This window comes from Eggerthella sp. 1_3_56FAA, from assembly GCF_000185625.1.
Classification (GTDB): domain Bacteria; phylum Actinomycetota; class Coriobacteriia; order Coriobacteriales; family Eggerthellaceae; genus Eggerthella; species Eggerthella lenta.
The window spans coordinates 32,603-48,738 of the sequence record NZ_GL622580.1; the positions used below are offsets into that span (position 1 = coordinate 32,603).

The 16,136-nt window shown below is 65.5% G+C and carries 15 protein-coding genes; 2 read left to right on the forward strand and 13 right to left on the reverse strand.

The genetic code is table 11. The annotated features are described in order from the left end of the window. Positions 1 to 72 precede the first annotated feature (72 nt). The 4 genes from HMPREF1023_RS05570 to tsaE all read right to left on the reverse strand — a co-directional run bounded on the left by HMPREF1023_RS05570 (position 73) and on the right by tsaE (position 4,032). Complete coding sequence (locus tag HMPREF1023_RS05570; RefSeq protein WP_009305210.1) at positions 73 to 396, reverse strand: type II toxin-antitoxin system HicB family antitoxin; 324 nt, start codon at positions 394 to 396, stop codon at positions 73 to 75. A gap of 1 nt (position 397) precedes the next feature. Further along, positions 398 to 646, reverse strand: coding sequence for a toxin HicA (locus HMPREF1023_RS05575; protein ID WP_035578820.1), 249 nt, complete (start codon positions 644 to 646; stop codon positions 398 to 400). A 219-nt stretch (positions 647 to 865) separates the two neighbouring features. Continuing rightward, positions 866 to 3,541: a tRNA (adenosine(37)-N6)-threonylcarbamoyltransferase complex transferase subunit TsaD gene (tsaD, locus tag HMPREF1023_RS05580; protein WP_009305212.1), complete on the reverse strand. Its 2,676-nt coding sequence runs from the start codon at positions 3,539 to 3,541 to the stop codon at positions 866 to 868. After that, positions 3,538 to 4,032 (reverse strand): tRNA (adenosine(37)-N6)-threonylcarbamoyltransferase complex ATPase subunit type 1 TsaE, encoded by a 495-nt coding sequence (gene tsaE / locus HMPREF1023_RS05585; protein WP_009305213.1) that lies wholly within the window; start codon positions 4,030 to 4,032, stop codon positions 3,538 to 3,540. Before tsaE ends, tsaD begins: the two co-directional genes overlap by 4 nt. Positions 4,033 to 4,208: 176 nt before the next feature. Here tsaE and HMPREF1023_RS05590 point away from each other — a divergent pair, with 176 nt between their 5' ends. Further along, positions 4,209 to 5,285, forward strand: coding sequence for a Xaa-Pro peptidase family protein (locus tag HMPREF1023_RS05590; protein ID WP_009305214.1), 1,077 nt, complete (start codon positions 4,209 to 4,211; stop codon positions 5,283 to 5,285). Between the two features lie 392 nt (positions 5,286 to 5,677). Here HMPREF1023_RS05590 and HMPREF1023_RS05595 read toward each other — a convergent pair whose 3' ends face one another. The 9 genes from HMPREF1023_RS05595 to HMPREF1023_RS05635 all read right to left on the reverse strand — a co-directional run bounded on the left by HMPREF1023_RS05595 (position 5,678) and on the right by HMPREF1023_RS05635 (position 15,186). After that, the gene (locus HMPREF1023_RS05595; protein WP_009305215.1) at positions 5,678 to 6,199 is read right to left on the reverse strand and encodes a 4Fe-4S dicluster domain-containing protein; all 522 of its coding nucleotides are present in this window, start codon (positions 6,197 to 6,199) and stop codon (positions 5,678 to 5,680) included. After that, the gene (locus HMPREF1023_RS05600; protein WP_009305216.1) at positions 6,199 to 6,825 is read right to left on the reverse strand and encodes a 4Fe-4S dicluster domain-containing protein; all 627 of its coding nucleotides are present in this window, start codon (positions 6,823 to 6,825) and stop codon (positions 6,199 to 6,201) included. The genes HMPREF1023_RS05595 and HMPREF1023_RS05600 overlap by 1 nt, the downstream gene beginning before the upstream one ends. Next, positions 6,822 to 9,248 carry a formate dehydrogenase subunit alpha gene (fdhF, locus tag HMPREF1023_RS05605; protein WP_009305217.1) on the reverse strand — a complete coding sequence of 809 codons (2,427 nt, stop codon included), beginning with the start codon at positions 9,246 to 9,248 and terminating at the stop codon, positions 6,822 to 6,824. Before fdhF ends, HMPREF1023_RS05600 begins: the two co-directional genes overlap by 4 nt. A 4-nt stretch (positions 9,249 to 9,252) precedes the next feature. Next, on the reverse strand, positions 9,253 to 9,819 hold the full coding sequence (locus HMPREF1023_RS05610; RefSeq protein WP_227111352.1) for a 4Fe-4S dicluster domain-containing protein: 567 nt from the start codon (positions 9,817 to 9,819) through the stop codon (positions 9,253 to 9,255). Positions 9,820 to 9,897: 78 nt separating this feature from the next. Beyond that, positions 9,898 to 10,767 carry a bifunctional 5,10-methylenetetrahydrofolate dehydrogenase/5,10-methenyltetrahydrofolate cyclohydrolase gene (locus HMPREF1023_RS05615; RefSeq protein ID WP_009305220.1) on the reverse strand — a complete coding sequence of 290 codons (870 nt, stop codon included), beginning with the start codon at positions 10,765 to 10,767 and terminating at the stop codon, positions 9,898 to 9,900. A 37-nt stretch (positions 10,768 to 10,804) separates the two neighbouring features. After that, the gene (locus HMPREF1023_RS05620) at positions 10,805 to 11,416 is read right to left on the reverse strand and encodes a cyclodeaminase/cyclohydrolase family protein (protein ID WP_009305221.1); all 612 of its coding nucleotides are present in this window, start codon (positions 11,414 to 11,416) and stop codon (positions 10,805 to 10,807) included. Positions 11,417 to 11,544: 128 nt separating this feature from the next. After that, positions 11,545 to 12,204: a hypothetical protein gene (locus tag HMPREF1023_RS05625; RefSeq protein ID WP_009305222.1), complete on the reverse strand. Its 660-nt coding sequence runs from the start codon at positions 12,202 to 12,204 to the stop codon at positions 11,545 to 11,547. 244 nt (positions 12,205 to 12,448) lie between these two features. After that, on the reverse strand, positions 12,449 to 14,116 hold the full coding sequence (locus tag HMPREF1023_RS05630; protein ID WP_009305223.1) for a formate--tetrahydrofolate ligase: 1,668 nt from the start codon (positions 14,114 to 14,116) through the stop codon (positions 12,449 to 12,451). A 287-nt stretch (positions 14,117 to 14,403) separates the two neighbouring features. Next, positions 14,404 to 15,186, reverse strand: a complete 783-nt coding sequence (locus HMPREF1023_RS05635; protein WP_009305224.1) for a type III pantothenate kinase — start codon at positions 15,184 to 15,186, stop codon at positions 14,404 to 14,406. A gap of 124 nt (positions 15,187 to 15,310) precedes the next feature. Here HMPREF1023_RS05635 and HMPREF1023_RS05640 point away from each other — a divergent pair, with 124 nt between their 5' ends. Then, positions 15,311 to 16,006: a response regulator transcription factor gene (locus HMPREF1023_RS05640; protein ID WP_009305225.1), complete on the forward strand. Its 696-nt coding sequence runs from the start codon at positions 15,311 to 15,313 to the stop codon at positions 16,004 to 16,006. Positions 16,007 to 16,136: the final 130 nt, after the last annotated feature.

A 16,136-nucleotide genomic window follows, 5' to 3' on the forward strand; every position in this document is an offset into this window, starting at 1 on the left:
AGGGTGCGGGCGTTAAGATGAGGTTAAGACGGAGGTCGGCCGGAACGTCAGCACTGACCCGGAGAGGCGGTGCTACGCCAAGCGCGCCGCAACAAGGCGATTGAGGGACACTCGCTCCTCTGCGGCCTCCATCGCAAGCCTACGATGGAGTTCGGGAGGGATGCGCACTTGGAACTTCCCAGAGTACGCCCGGCTCGCAATCGGGGCGGGCGCGGCTTCTCCCAAGGCTTCCATATCGGCAACGGCTTCGACGGCAAGCGACCGAATGCCGTCGAACGCCTTTTCGGGCGTGTCCGCAAGCCACGAAAGCGAAGGCATCTCGGCAACCGTCCCGACGTATTCCCCATCCTCCTGTGACCACACGACCCGATACGCGTATCGATCTGCATCGTTCACGTCACTGCACCTCCGATACCATGTCTATCGCTTTAAGGACCTGCCTTACCTGATAAGGCTTCGCTTTGCCGCGATCGTTCTGGATATTGATGCGCGGATCGCCGCTCCAAGGCGTACGGTACACGCGATGCGACGCCCCTTTCTGGCGCGGCTCGCCGAAATACGTCTCGCAAACGTACGCGAGATCCGAGAAAGCGACGTTGCAGGGATTTTGCCGCATCGCCCCGACGATGCGCTCCAATCTACTCATGAATAGTATCACTATCGATACCATACAACAAGATGCGCAGACGAGCCATGCGTGACCCCTTCCCTCCGTGGCGCTTCGGACCGAAGGGTGCAGCAAAGCACAACGCCGTTTTTCCTTACCCTCTCAGTATAAAGAAAAACGAACTTATGTTCTAGTATTGACTTTGTTCAGCCTCTTGTTCAACGAGTACGCATAAGGGCGTAGCGACGCCTCGACTCGTCAGTACGGCTCGTCGAGGTTGGCGTGGGCTTGGGCGTCGGCTTCCAGGGTGAAGAACTTGCCCTGGTTGTGGCGGTCGAGGGCCACCAGCGCGATCATGCCGGCGTTGTCGCCGCAAGCGCTCAAGGGCGGCAGGGTGAGGCGCACGTGCAGACGCTCGCACAGCTGCTCGTACGCGTCGCGCAGCGCGGGGTTCGCAGCCACGCCGCCGCCGAGGCAGAACGTGCGCGCGCCCGTCTGCTCGAGCGCCATTTCGGCCTTCTTCACCTGCACGTCCACCACCGCCTGCTGGAAACTGGCGCAGATGTTCGGCACGTTCAGCTCGCGGCCGGCGGCGCGTTCGTTGTTGATATAGGTGACCACCGCGGTTTTCAGACCCGACAACGAGAAGCGCAGGTCGCCCGAGTGCATCATGGCACGCGGGAACGGGATGGCGTTCGGGTCGCCCTTGGCCGCCTCGCGCGAGATGACGGGACCGCCCGGATAGCCCAGGCCCAGCGCCTTCGCCACCTTGTCGAACGCCTCGCCCACCGCGTCGTCGATGGTAGCGCCCAGCGTTTCGTAGTCGCCCCAGCCCTTCATATGCACGAGCAGCGTGTTGCCGCCCGACACGAGCGACACCACCGCGGGCGGCTGGAAATCGGGCGCGCCGATCTTGTTCGCGTACAGGTGGCCTTCCAGATGGTTCACGCCGATGAACGGCTTGCCGGCCGCCCACGCGGCGCCCTTCGCGAACGCAACGCCCACCACGAGCGCACCCACGAGCCCCGGCGCGTACGTCACGGCAATGGAATCCAGATCGCGCCAGGTCAGACGTTCGATGCCCAGCGCGGAAGCAGCCACGTCGAAGCACTCGTCGCACACGCCGCAGATAGCCTCGATGTGCTTGCGGCTAGCGATCTCGGGCACCACGCCGCCGAAGCGCGCATGGAAGTCGATCTGCGAGGCCACGACGTCGGCGATAAGCGTGCCGTTGCCGTCGACGATGGCGGCCGCCGTCTCGTCGCAGGACGATTCGATGGCGAGGATGAGGGGGCGGCGTTCGGATGTTTCGCGTGAAACATCCGTTTGCACTTCGTCACGGAGGGAGCGGGCATCGTCGCTGGCAGCGCCCACCACCAGCTCCATGCCGGCCACATCGTGCCTGGCCAACGGCAGAGGGCCCTCCATGATGACGGCGTCCTCGCCGTCGGAGTAGTAACGCGGGCGCACACCCAGCGAACGGAAGCCGAGCGCGGCGTACAACTCCTGCGCACCGACATTCCCCGCCCGCACCTCGAGCGAGCAACGGGACGCGCCCAGGTCGCGCGCATCGGCCGCCACGTGCGCCAACAGCTCGCGCGCGATGCCGCGTCGCCGCATGGCCGGGTCGACGCCCACCTTGAGGATCTGCACCTGCCCGTCGACGATCCACCCGCCGGCGTAACCCGCAAGCGCTTCCCCTTCGTAAGCTGCCCACCACACGCGGTCGGCGCGGGGGAGTTCGTCGGCCACGAGCGCTTCGCTCCAAGCGTCTGATCCCATGACTAGGGACTCCAACGTCGCGACAGCGCCTGCATGGGCGGCATCGAGCGGCTTGTACGTGATGCCATGCTCGTCGGGCTGTGCGTTCAGGATGGCGGTATCGTGCATGGTCGCGCGCTGGTCGGCCCGCTTCGCCACGTCCTGCACGCCGGTCGCAAGGTTCTTCGGATCGTTCTTCGCCAGGCGGATGCGCTCGTTCTCCTCCGCATCCGATAGGCGCGTGTACACCGGCAGCGCGAACGCAGGGTCATGGCGACGCGCATCGAGCGGGTCGGCCTCGCCCGCCCGCCACGCCGCCTGCAGCGCCAGCAACAGCCCGCGACCCGTCGGCATCCACAACTCGGCAGGCAGCGCCGCCCCGCAGCCCTCAAATAACTCCCCATATTTCTTCAGCGCATCGCCGCAAAGAAGACGTGCGGAAACCTGCGGCCACGCGTCCCCCTCGGCAGGGTCGGCGTCTGCGATGGCGCCCACCAAGCGAGTCTCCCCTTCGGGGACTTGCTCCGCTTCGCTCCGCGGCGCCGCGCCCGTCGAGCCGAAACGTCCTGCGGACGTTTCGTGCGAGCCAGGACTGTCCGAGCGACTGGGCACCGTCGCAGACGCCGACCCGGACAGGTCGCCCTCAGCAGCAAGTTCCCGCGCGGCGTCTTCGGCCTTCACCACGCGGTCGGCCTCCAACCGCTCGATGCCCGTATCGTTCAGCAGATAGCGCACCGGGTACACTTCCTTGCGCATGGCGTCGGCCACCACGGACAGCGGCCCGCGCTCGCCCGCCGCCCATGCGTTCCACGCCACCGCATCAAGCGACGATACGCCAACCAGCGGCACCTCGAGTGCTGACGCGATGCCCTTCGCCGTAGCCATCGCGATGCGCACGCCCGTGAACGATCCCGGGCCGCGGCCCACCGCCACGCACGCGATGTCCTCGCGTGCCACGCCGTGTTCGGCCAACGCTGCGTCGATGCGGGGCAGCAGCTGGGTGTTCGACGCGCGTCGAGCCTCGGCTTCCACGGAAGCCGTCAACTCGATCATACGCGACGACGCATGCAGCACGCCCAACCCGATAGCGATGATTTCGTTGGCAGTATCGAAGGCGAGCACGTACCGTGCCCGCTCGGACGCCCCTTCGGGACGCAAATTCATGTCGCTCACGCAGTTCCTCCCGCGCACTTCATCAGCCGCGATTTCGAATCCTTCGCCCACACGAACAGCAACCGACGTGCACGGTCGCCGTAAGCGTGGGTCCGCACGGAGCGGTTGCCCTCGTCGTCCACCCTGATGGATATCTCCAGATAACCGTACGGAAGCGCCTCAGGGAACTTCTCACCCCACTCGACGAACGACGCGCCGTCGCCGTCGATGGTCTCGTAATAGCCGATGTCCTCGAGCTCGTCCGCCTCTTCGAGTCGGTACAGATCGAAGTGGTACAACGGCAGCGAGCCGGCAGGGTACGTCAGCAAGATGTTGAACGTGGGGCTGGTCACCTGGTCGCGCACGCCGAGCCCTGCCGCCACGCCCTGCACGAACTGCGTCTTGCCCGCACCTAGATCGCCCGACAGCACGATGACGTCGCCCGCCTGCAAGTAGGGCGCAAGCGTGGCCGCCAGCTGTTTCGTCGCCTCGGACGAGGTGGTTTTGCGCATGTATGTAAGTCCGTTTGCCATGCTTCGTATCATACGCTAAACGCGCCTGCGCGAACCAGCCCTCCCGAATATCCCCGCATTCGAGGGAAGATGCGCCGCGCGTAGCGCTCGATGAGCTATCATCGCAGCAAACAAACCCGTCCGACCTTGTCGGCGACAACGTAAGGAGCCACGCCATGTACGAACAGCGCATCAAAACCGTGAGGCGCAACCTCGCGAACCGAGGTCTCGAGCAGATGCTCGTATGCGATCCCCGTTCCATCCACTATCTCACCGGAGCGTTCATCGAGCCGGGCGAGCGCTTCCTCGGGCTGATCGTCGGATCGGACGCTCGACCCACCCTCGTGCTGAATGCGCTGTTCGCCGCGCCGGCCGACGCCGCCTGCACCGTGCGCTCGTTCACCGACACCGACGATCCGCTGGCCATCGTCGAAGGGCTGTGCGATGCCGACAAGCCGCTGGGCTGCGACAAGAACCTGCCTGCCCGCTTCCTGCTGCCGCTCATGGAGCGCGGCGCGGCGAGCGGCTTCGTGCTGGCCTCTGATGCGGTAGACGACGCGCGCGCCATCAAGGACGATACCGAGCGCGAGCTTATGCGCGCCGCCAGCGCCGCGAACGATGCCGCCATGGACCGTTTCCGCCGGCTCGTGCACGAGGGCGTCACCGAGGCCGACGTGGCCGGCCAGCTGGAGGCGATCTACCGCGAACTGGGCGCGCAGGGCCACTCGTTCACCCCCATCGTCAGCTTCGGCGCGAACGCGGCCGATCCGCACCACGAGCCCGACGACACGCCGCTGGCCAGCGGTGACGTGGTCCTGTTCGACGTGGGTTGCCGCAAGGGCGAGTACTGCTCCGACATGACGCGCACCTTCGTGTTCGGCGAGCCCAGCGAAAAACTGCGCGAGGTGCACGACACCGTGCGGCGCGCGAACGAGGCGGCGCGCAAGCTGGTAGCTCCCGGCGTGCGCTTCTGCGACATCGACGCCGCAGCTCGCTCAATCATCGAAGAGGCGGGCTACGGCTCCTACTTCACGCATCGCCTGGGACACCAGATCGGCCTCGACGTGCACGAGCCCGGCGACGTGTCGGCCGCGCACGACGCGCCGGTGCAAGCGGGCATGGTGTTCTCCATCGAGCCGGGCATCTACCTGCCCGGCGAGTTCGGCGTGCGCATCGAGGACCTCGTGCTGGTCACCGAAGACGGCTGCGAAGTGCTCAACAGCTACCCCCGCGAGCTGGTTTCGATCGGCTAGCGCAAAGAAGTCACCGGGGTGGTTTCTCCAACGCGAATGCGGGCGTTTCGCATGAAACGCCCGCGAGTTGCTTGCCGGTTGCAGGTTAATATTAGCCGAAAAGTCATGGACAAAACGGGGCACTTTTCAGTATTCTCTGCCTAGGATGAAGCCAACGAAAGCTTTCTCACCTGGCATTTCTTCGAATTGTCTTGACCAAGCACTCCGATTCGCTGCTGAAAACTACCGAAAAGCGGCATGTTTTGTCCATGATGATTTTCATCATATATATGAATGGCGAAGCTTGCAGCTCCTTTGACGCCGAGCGCCGGCTAACAGGGCTACGCTCAGATGCAGGGAATGAAGGCACCCACACCGCGTCAGAGGCTGGGTGCTTGCGTTGATTTGGGAGGTTATCCGCGCTTCATGCCGCTTCTCCTGGCGGCGGCTTTCGCATCGTGCAGGCGCTTGCAGTCGGGGCAGATGGACGTGAGCGCGCGAGCGCGAGCGGCATCGGCGTGCTCCTCCTGCTCGAGCAGCTCGTTCGCGAACGCCACCTCCTTGTTCGTTGCGTAGTAACGGCCGCACGACTCGCACTCGGCCAACGCGAACAGGCAGCGCTTGGGCGGCTCCGGGTCGTCGGCGAACTCCGCGCCCTCGATGAGGCCCATCGCGCCGGTGGGGCACACGGGCACGCAGCGACCGCACTGCGTGCAATCGTACAGGTCGAGCGTCCACACCAGCAGGCCTTCGTCCTCGTCGATGAAGATGCGGATAGCGCCCGCATCGCATGCCACCGCGCAGGCTGCGCAAGCGATGCAGCGCTCGAAGTCGTGGCGAGGCTTTCCTTTGACCGGCTCGTGGACGCGGCGCGCCGACGAAGCGGGCCGTCCCGCCGAGATGGCGTTCGGCACGCGCGGCTTGATCGTCCCCATCAGGCATCCCCTTCCCTGTCGAACAACGCATCGACCCGAACGGCCAGGTCAGCTCCCAAAGCGCCGCGCATGGCGATGTCGGTCATCTCGATGGCCTCGATGCGTCGCGTGCGACCCAAAGCCTCCAGCATGCCCTCGTCCACCAGCGCGAGCGCCTTCGTAGGGCAGGCCTCCACGCAACGCGGGCCGTTCGGCGACTTCGCGCACAGGTCGCACATCACCACCGACGTGTAGGCGCCCGTCTCCTTCTGGCGCAGCAACCCGGCCGAGCGCGCCGACGAAGCGCGGCTGTACGGCGCCGCCTTGACGTGCGCGGTCGAGGGCGCCGACGGGTACACCGCCCCGAACGGGCACACGAGCGCGCACAGCAAACACCCTGTGCAGCGGCTTTCGTCCACGTGCAGGCGATCGCGCTCCTGTACGATGGCGCCCTCGGGGCACACCGTCATGCAAGGCGCGCCTTCGCACTGATGGCACGTCACGGCGGCCGACACCGTGCGCGTCTTCACGAGCGAGATGCGCGAGGCGGGCCGCAGGGCGCGGCGGCGATGGCTTTCCGTGCAGGTGACGCGGCAGGCGCTGCAGCCGATGCACCGCGACGGGTCGGATACGACGAAGCGGTTCATACGAGCGTCTCTTCCTCGCCGTTCGCGTACAGCGCGCGGCCCGCCACCTCGGCCTCGTGCGGCGCGAACGCGCGGGGCGGCTCGGCGGCGGCAACCGATGGGACGCCTGCTGCCCCCGAAACTCCTCCTGCTAACGCCGCGCGGGATCCTTCGACTCCGGCGGCTTCGCCGCCTTCGGTCGCTCCGCCCGGAACGGCGGGAACGACATCGGCCACTTCGCTCGAAGCGGCCGAAATCTCGGTCTCGGGCTGCGGGTTTTGCCGGTCGGCCTCGGCTGCCAGCTGCGCCTTCAGCTCGGCGTAGCGCTCCACAAGGTACGTTTCGGCCCACGCCTGATCGGGAATGGCCTCCACCTGGCAGGCGCTGTACTTGTCTTCGGGCGTGCCCGATTCGCCGTCGGTGGCGTGCAGGGTCAGCTCGTTGCACTTGCCGATCCACCACTGGTAGGTCATGTACACGGCGCCGTCGTTGATGCGCTCGTCCACCGCCGCGCGCGCCAGCACCTTGCCACGGCGCGACGCGACCCACACGAGCTGCTCCTCGTCGATACCGCGCGCGTCGGCGTCGACCGGGCTGATGCTCACGTAGCCCGGCTCGTCGGCCAGCGCTGCCAGCGCTTTGCAGTTGCCGGTCATCGAACGGCACGAGTAGTGACCCACCTCGCGCACCGTGCACAGCACGAGCGGATAGCGCTCGTCGGGCTGCTCGGTGGGCGGACGCCACGCAGCCGCCTCGAGGCGACCCTTTCCGTCGGGCGTGGTGAAGATGCCGCCCGCGAACAGCTCGGCCGTGCCGTGGTTGTCGGGATCGTCCGCGGCCTCGGCGAAGATGGGCCACTGAGCGTAGCCCGTGCCGGCCATCTTCTCGTACGTCGCACCGGCGAACTGGGGGCACAGGCTGCGCACTTCGTCCCAGATTTCCTGGGTGTCGCGGTAGTGCATTGGATAGCCCATGCGCGTGGACAGGTCGGCGAAAATCTGCCAGTCGTGGCGGCACTCGCCCTTCGGCGGCAGCGCGGCGGTGGTGCGCTGGAACGAGCGGTCCGACGCGGTGTACACGGCGTCGTGCTCGGCCCACGACGTGGCGGGCAGCACCACGTCGGCCAGCGCCGTGGTCTGGGTCATGAAGATGTCCTGGCTGATCAGCAGGTCGAGGCCTTCCAGCGTGGCGCGCATCTGCGCCGTGTCGGGCTCGGTTTGCAGCGGGTCTTCACCGAAGTTGTAGAACGCGCGGATCGTGCCCTCGGCCACGCCGTGCGGCAGGTCGGTGAGTTTGAAACCCTCCTTGAGCGACAGGCGTTCCTCGTCGACACCCCAGGCCGCTGCGAACTTCGCGCGCACCGCAGGGTCGCTCACGCGCTGGTAGCCGGGATACAGGCTGGGCCACATGCCCATGTCGCAGCTGCCTTGCACGTTGTTCTGGCCGCGCACCGGCGCAAGCCCGCTCGCATGCGTGCCGATATGCCCGGTGATCATGGCCAACGCCGCGATGGCGCGCACGGTCTGCACGCCTTGCGCCTGCTGTGTCACGCCCATCCCCCAGCCGATGACAGCCGTATCGGCGTTGGCGTAGCGGCGCGCCGCCTGGCGGATGGTTTCGGACGGAAGACCCGTGACCTCTTCCACATCCTCGGGCGCGTAGTCCTGCACGACCTCCCACCAGACATCGAAGCCCGTCGTGTGCTCGTCGATGAAATCCCAGTCGGCAAGCTCCTCGTCGATGATCGCATACGCGAACGCGTTCAGCAACGCCAGGTTCGACCCGTTCTTCAGCGGCAGGTACATATCCGCGATGCGTGCCGACTCGATGACGCGCGGATCGCACACGATGAGATCGGCCCCGCGCTCCTTCGCGTTCACGATGCGGCGCGCCACTATTGGATGGCTGGCCGCCGGGTTGTAGCCGAACAGCAAGATGCAGTCCGTCTCCTCCAACGTGGGGATGCTCACGCTCATGGCACCCGATCCGACGACTTCCATGAGCCCGATGACGCTGGCCGCATGACAGGTGCGCGCGCAGTTGTCGATGTTGTTCGTGCCCAGACAGGCTCGCGTGAACTTCTGCATCACGTAGTTGGCCTCGTTACCCGCGCCGCGCGACGAACCGGTGAGCATCACGGATTCCGCACCATGCTCCTCAATTATGGCGCGGAGCCGCTCGGCCGTGAAATCGAGCGCCTCGTCCCAGGTGACGCGCTCGAGCGGCGCGCCTTTCGTGCGGCGGATCATAGGATGGTAGATGCGCGGCGTGAGGATTTTCGTGTCGTTGACGAAATCGTAGCCGTACATGCCCTTCAGGCACAGCTCGCCTTCATTCGTGATACCGGGAAGGCCTTCCGCATCGATGACCTGGCCGTTTTCCACCACGAGGTTCATCTTGCAACCGGCGCCGCAGTACGGGCACACCGCCATATGCTTTTCCATGAGCCTACTCCCCCTCGTCCAGAGCCGCGTTGAGCTTCATGCTGGCGAACGACGCGGACGCTCGCGCCGCCGCCTTGCGCTTGTTCTGCCGCGCGCGCTCCATGAACTGCGCATCGATGAGCCGCAGCGCCTTGGTGGGACACGCCGCCGCGCACGCCGGGCCGCCGGCGCGATCGAGGCACAGGTCGCACTTCACCACGGTCGATTTCGTGCGCTTGCGCTTCTTCGCGCGAGCCCGCGCGCGGGCGCCCTTGTCATCCTGAGCGGAAGCCGCCGCAGCCTCGGTGCCGGACGCGGCTTCCGGTTCGGGCGGCAGCTTTTCGGTTACGATTTCCACCGCGCCGTACGGGCAGGCCAGCACGCAGTTGCGACAGCCGATGCACTTGTCCGGATGCACGCCCACATGCTCGTCGTCGGTGAACAGGCACCCCGTGGGGCACGCGTCCACGCACGGGGCCTCGGCGCAATGGTGGCAGCCGACAGGCGCCGAGATGGTGCGCGTAGTGACCAGCGTAAGACGCGGAACGGCCACGTCGTTCGGCACATCGTGGCGATGAAAACACGCAGCCATGCACGTCTTACAGCCGATGCAGGTAGCAGGATCGGCAATGACGAACTTGCGGCCCATCGGGGAAGAGGCTCGCACCGTCTAGCGCCTCCCGGTGCGCGCGGCCAGCGCCGCTTCGGCAGCGGCCACCGTATGCGCCATCGTCACCGACGTGGTGACCGTGCCGATGCCGCCCGGCACCGGCGTGATGGCCGCCACCACCGGCTCGACCTCGGCGAAGTCCACGTCGCCGCACAGGTTTCCCTGCGTGTCGAAGTTGATGCCCACGTCAAGTACCGTCTGACCCGGGCCGAAGAACTGTGCGCCGAACGTCCGAGCGCGACCGGTGGCGCAGATGACCACGTCGGCCGAACGCATGATGTCGGCTAGGTTCTCGGTCTTGCTGTGACAGATGGTCACGCTAGCGTTGCGGCGTAGCAGCATCATGGACACGGGCTTGCCCACGACGAGGCTGCGTCCCACCACCACGACGTGCTTGCCCTGGAGCGGCACCTGGTAATGATCGAGCAGCTGAATGCACGCGGCCGCCGTCGCGGGCGGGTAGCCCGCGTGGCCGTCGGTGAACACCGAGGCCAGCGATGCCAGCGTGATGCCGTCGATATCCTTCTTCGGATCGAGCAGCTCGCACACGTGCGACTCGTCCACGAACGACGGCAGCGGCCGGAACAACAGGCAGCCGTGCACGTTTTCGTCGCGGTTCACCTCGTGGATTGCCGCCTCTATGGCCGCTTGGGGGGCGAACTCGTCCAACTCGTACGGCCTGATGGCGATGCCGAGCGATTCGGCACGTTTACGGGCCGTGCGTTCGTAGGACAGGTCGTCGGGACGCTGGCCCACGCGCACGAGCGCGAGCGCGGGCACGACCTTCGCGCGGCCGAGCGCCTCGATGCGCGCGCGTAGATCGAGCGCCATGCTGTCGACAACGGGCTTCCCCTTCAGTAGCTCAGCCATGTCTGCCTTTCTGGTTCGCGTCGTGAAACTGGCGATGTTACCGTATCGCGTCCATGGTGTAGGCGAGAATTCCGTCGGCGCGCTCGTTCGCCTCGGCGATGAGCCGATCGGCTTCGGCGCGATAGCGATCGGCGCGCGCTTCGTCGTCCATCGAGGCCGCGTTGATGTAGACGTTCATGCTGGCCGCCACCACGGCCGCCTGCGCCAGCACTGCCGCCGCGCCCGCGTCCGAAACGGCCAGCTTGCTGCCGTTATGCGCGAGAAAGTCGGCATGGTCGATGACCTCGGCGCACGTACGCATGATGATCAGCGGCACGTCGCACGCGGGTCCCAGCGCCAGCTGCAGCGCCGCCTGCTTCGCCGCCGCCTCCTCGGGCGTGGCCTTCGGCATGCGGTACGACGCAGCCAGAGGCTCGAACGCCTGCGCGTCCGACTCGATGAGCGCGAGCAGCTTGTTCCGCAGAAGCGCGAGCCGTTCGAGGGTTGCGCGCACGTCGTCTTCCACCGCTGCGTACGTCTTCTTGCCCACGGTCAGATTGCCCACCATGGACGCGAGCGCGGATGCCACGGCTCCCACGTAGGATGCCGCGCCGCCCCCGCCGGGCGTGGGAGCCGCGCTCGCCAGTTCGTCGATAAAGGTGGTGTCCAAGAAGATCCTCCTCGTCGCCGCGCTTATTGGTACCTGCATGATACGACAAGCCGACCGAAACGCGCGGAATCCTGAGATAATCCGCACGCTTCGGTCGGCAACCACCGCTTGGACGGTCAGCCCTCTTGCTACACGCTAAACGGAACGGGATCCTGATGCTCGGGGAAATCGATTTGGGAGATCATCTCCGATGTGATTCCAACCGATTCCAGCGTTACCGTTTCAGGTGCGGGAGGAGGCTCGGGAGGTTCGCCGGGAAAGGAAGGGCCCGGGTCGAAGACTTCTACGGCTTCACTCGAATGAGGCGTCACGTACAGCGCGCCGGAAGAATCGCAAGGCTGCAAGAGCGCACAGGTGCCAGGATCGCTCAGCATGTTCTGAACAACCTCGAGCCCGACGTTCGACATGGTGGTACCACCAGTAACGGCACCGGGATCGCACTTATAGATCCCGAACAACGCCACCACCTTGCCGTTGGAGTAGACCGCGTATCCTTCGTTCTCATCGCGCACTACGTCTCCGTTTTGGCGCGCGCTATACATTGGGATTACCTGGCTGAGCGCGAGGTTGTCGAAGTCGATGTCATCTGCGAATTGCAGCGCGCCCGTATAGACCTCGCCACTTTTCACTTGGGACATGTGCATCTTCGCAATATCCAGAACTTCCTGCTGCTTGAAGAACTTCTTTACCGGATTGTCCGAAAGCGCAATGCCGACAAGGACGACCGCGAGAAAGAGGGCGAAAGCGACCGCAAAGACCGCTTTCGCACCGTTGCTAACAGGTTTCATATCCTTCGACCCCTTTCACGGATCTAGCGCGAAACAGACGCGGATCTAGCGCGAATTCTCAGGGAGGGAACCAGGGAGAAGCTGAGATAGCAAAGCCCGGGCGTGAACCCGGGCTCCCACATTAACCTGCGCCGCCCGAAGGGGATTGTGTAGCGTCCTAGTCTCACATCCTGGGCACCGCCGGTAGGCGTAGCATACGACAGGAGCGCCCCCGATTTCAACCGAAATCGGGGGCGCTCCAAGCTTAGAACAGGCCGGAGATCTTGCCGGTTTCGTCGACGTCAATGCGCTCGGCGGCGGGCACCTTCGGCAGGCCCGGCATGGTCATGATGTCGCCGGTCAGCGCCACCACGAAGCCGGCGCCGGCCGACACCTTCGCGTTGCGCACCGTGATGCGGAAGCCGCGCGGCGCGCCCAGCTTCTTCTGATCGTCCGAGAAGCTGTACTGCGTCTTCGCCATGCACACCGGCATGCCGCCGAAGCCCAGGTCCTCGAGCTTCTTGAGCTCGGCCATGGCCTTCGGCTCGAAGTCCACGCCGTCGGCATGGTACACGCGCGTGGCGATGGCCTCGATCTTCTCGGCCAGCGACAGGTCGTCGTCGTAGGCGAACTGGAAGTCGTTCGGCTCTTCGCACAGGCGCACCACTTCGTCGGCCAGGGCCAGTCCGCCCTCGCCGCCGTTCGCCCACACCTCGGACAGGGCCACGTTCACGCCCAGCTCGCGGCACTTGTCCTCCACCAGCTTGAGCTCGGCCTCCGTGTCCGTGGGGAAGCGGTTGATGGCCACGACGCACGGCAGCTGGTACACCTTCGTGATGTTCTCCACGTGCTGCAGCAGGTTCGGCAGGCCCGCCTCCAACGCCTCGAGGTTCTCGTCGTTGAGATCGGCCTTCGCCACGCCGCCGTGGTTCTTCAGCGCGCGCACCGTGGCCACGACGACCACCGCGTCTGGGTTGAGGCCCGCGAGGCGGCACTTGATGTCGAGGAACTTCTCCGCGCCCAAGTCGGCGCCGAAGCCGGCCTCCGTCACGCAGTAGTCGCCCAGCGCCATGGCCATGCGCGTGGCCATGATGGAGTTGCAGCCGTGCGCGATGTTGGCGAAGGGGCCGCCGTGCACGAACGCCGGCGTGCCTTCCAGCGTCTGCACGAGGTTCGGCTTGAGGGCGTCCTTCAGCAGCGCGGCCATGGCGCCCTGCGCCTTGAGGTCGCCGGCCGTGACGGGCTTGTCGTCGCGCGTGTAGCCCACGACGATGCGGGCCAGGCGCTCTTTGAGGTCGGTGATGGAGGTGGACAGGCAGAAGATGGCCATGATCTCGCTGGCCACCGTGATGTCGAAGCCGTCCTCGCGCGGCACGCCGTGGGCCTTGCCGCCCATGCCGTCCACCACGTTGCGCAGCTGGCGGTCGTTCATGTCAACCACGCGCTTCCAGGTGATCTTGCGCACGTCGATGCCCAGCTCGTTGCCCTGCTGGATGTGGTTGTCCAGCATGGCGGCCAGGAGGTTGTTGGCGGCGCCGATGGCGTGGAAGTCGCCGGTGAAGTGCAGGTTGATGTCCTCCATAGGGATGACCTGGGCGTATCCGCCGCCTGCAGCGCCGCCCTTCACGCCGAACACGGGGCCCAGGCTGGGCTCGCGCAGCGCGACGACCACGTTCTTGCCCTGGCGAGCCAGCGCGTCGGCCAAGCCCACCGTCGTGGTGGTCTTGCCCTCGCCGGCGGGCGTCGGGTTGATGGCCGTCACCAGGATGAGCTTGCCGGGCGCGTGCTCCTCGTCGGTGAGCAGGTTGTAGTCCACCTTCGCCTTGTTCGTACCGTACAGCTCGAGATACGACTCCGGCACGCCCGCCTTCTCGGCGATCGCGCTGATGTGCTGGGGTTTCGTCGCCTGGGCAATTTCAATGTCGCTCAACACGTCGGGCCCTTCCTTTCGTTCCCGCCCGCTCATTGCAGACGGCGCGGCTTTTCTGATAGAAGCATTCTACCCGCCGAACGCAACGGGAACGAGAAGCATTCCTCCAACAGCGCAAGAAAGCCAACGTTGCGGCAAATAGGCCGCGACGCATGAAGCTCCGTCGGGCCACATCGAACCCGCCGTCGCACCGAACCCTACGAGACGACCCCGCGTCAATGATGGTCTGAAGCAGCTGCGTCGGCGAAACGGCTCGGCGCGAAACAGGGTAGGGCAACGCATCGCGCGCCTTAAACGCTGGCGGCGCCTTCCTGCGCTTCGTACACGAGACGCAATCCCTCGAGGGTCAACTCGGGGTTGATGGCGGTGATGGTCTGCGACTGGGCCGCCACGCGCGAGGCCAGGCCGCCCGTCGCCACCACAGGCGTCTCGTAGCCCAGCTGGGCGAAGATGCGGCGGATGATGCCGTCCACGCGGTCGGCCTCGCCGTACACGATGCCCGCCTGGATGGCCTCTTCCGTGTTGTGCCCGATGGCGGTATGAGGGTCGACCAGGTCGATGGCCCCCAGCTTCGTGGCGTGCGAGAACAGCGCGGAGGCCGACGTTTCCACGCCTGGCGCGATAACGCCGCCGATGAAGCGCCCGTCCGCGTCGACGACTTCCATATTGGTGGCCGTGCCGAAATCCACCACGATCACGGGGGCGCCGTACAGCGCCTTCGCGGCCACGGCGTCGGCCACGCGGTCGGCCCCGATTTCATGAGGGTTGGGATAGTCGGCCTCGAACAGCGAGCCCGCCGTTTCGGCCGAGCACACGAGCGCGTCCTTCCCGATCATGCGATACGCGGCCGCGCACCATGCCATGGTGAGCGCGGGCACCACCGAGGCCAGCGCCACGCCGCGAACATCATCGAGCTTCAAGCCCTCGGACGCCAGCAACGGCACCAGTTTCACACGGAGCTCGTCGGAGGTATGGCTTTTGTTCGTGGCCACACGCCACCGATATTGCAGGCTCCCGTCCTGGTAGATCCCCACTACGGTTTGCGTATTTCCCACGTCGATGGCAAGTAACATGTTCCTGACAGTCTCCCTCGGTCGCACCCCGAATGCTTATAGTTGCTCTCGACATTATAACAACCCGCCCACGCGCATCTGTCAGGCACCGGCAACGGGAGTCCATCTGATAGAAAGGCAACACATGAACGACACCCCGCATCGCATTCTCGTTGTTGACGACGAGCCCTCTATTACCGAATTCGTCAGTTACGCCCTCAAGAAGGAGGGGTTCTTCACCGACGTGGTGGACAACGGCGAAGACGCGCTGGCGTTGGCCACGAAGAACTCGTACGATCTGTTCGTGCTCGACATCATGCTGCCCGGCATGGACGGCTACGAGCTGTGCCGCCGCCTGCGCTCGAAGACGACCGTCCCCGTGTTGTTCCTGTCGGCTCGCGACACCGAGCTGGACAAGGTGGTGGGCCTGGAAATCGGCGGCGATGACTACTTGGCGAAGCCCTTCGGCGTGCGAGAGCTCATCGCACGCGTCCGCGCCCTGCTGCGCCGCGGATCGGGCGGCGACTTCCCCGGCGCTAACCACGCCGTCACCGCCAGCGGTATCACGCTTGACGAGGACGCCCACACGGCGTCGGGCGCGAACGGCGAGATCGACCTCACACCGCGCGAGTTCGAGTTGCTTGCCAGCCTCATGAAGAACGCCGGCAAGGTGGTTTCGCGCGAAGATCTGCTGCGCGACGCCTGGGGTTGGGAATACTTGACGGAAACCAAGACCGTCGACACCCACATCAAGCGTCTGCGTGATAAGATTGAGTCCGCCGGGTACGATCCCGGCTTGGTGGAAACGGTTCGCGGCTACGGATACAGGTTCAAGCAATAAAAAGACTGCAAACATACTTCTCGCTGCTGGCAACGCTGCTTTCGCTTCTCGCCGGCGCGGTTCTGGTTCTGATTTGCTTCCTCGCCTTCGACACTCCGTCGAAGGCGTTTTTGCTGCTTGCTCCCGTCGG

Bases quoted from the DNA above. Each gene is read 5' to 3' on its own strand.
- HMPREF1023_RS05615 (WP_009305220.1), bottom strand. From the start codon at position 10,767: ATGGCTGAGCTACTGAAGGGGAAGCCCGTTGTCGACAGCATGGCGCTC.
- HMPREF1023_RS05590 (WP_009305214.1), top strand. From the start codon at position 4,209: ATGTACGAACAGCGCATCAAAACCGTGAGGCGCAACCTCGCGAACCGA.
- HMPREF1023_RS05600 (WP_009305216.1), bottom strand. From the start codon at position 6,825: ATGAACCGCTTCGTCGTATCCGACCCGTCGCGGTGCATCGGCTGCAGC.
- HMPREF1023_RS05595 (WP_009305215.1), bottom strand. From the start codon at position 6,199: ATGGGGACGATCAAGCCGCGCGTGCCGAACGCCATCTCGGCGGGACGG.
- HMPREF1023_RS05625 (WP_009305222.1), bottom strand. From the start codon at position 12,204: ATGAAACCTGTTAGCAACGGTGCGAAAGCGGTCTTTGCGGTCGCTTTC.
- HMPREF1023_RS05610 (WP_227111352.1), bottom strand. From the start codon at position 9,819: ATGGCTGCGTGTTTTCATCGCCACGATGTGCCGAACGACGTGGCCGTT.
- HMPREF1023_RS05640 (WP_009305225.1), top strand. From the start codon at position 15,311: ATGAACGACACCCCGCATCGCATTCTCGTTGTTGACGACGAGCCCTCT.
- HMPREF1023_RS05575 (WP_035578820.1), bottom strand. From the start codon at position 646: ATGAGTAGATTGGAGCGCATCGTCGGGGCGATGCGGCAAAATCCCTGC.
- tsaE (WP_009305213.1), bottom strand. From the start codon at position 4,032: ATGCGCAAAACCACCTCGTCCGAGGCGACGAAACAGCTGGCGGCCACG.
- HMPREF1023_RS05635 (WP_009305224.1), bottom strand. From the start codon at position 15,186: ATGTTACTTGCCATCGACGTGGGAAATACGCAAACCGTAGTGGGGATC.
- fdhF (WP_009305217.1), bottom strand. From the start codon at position 9,248: ATGGAAAAGCATATGGCGGTGTGCCCGTACTGCGGCGCCGGTTGCAAG.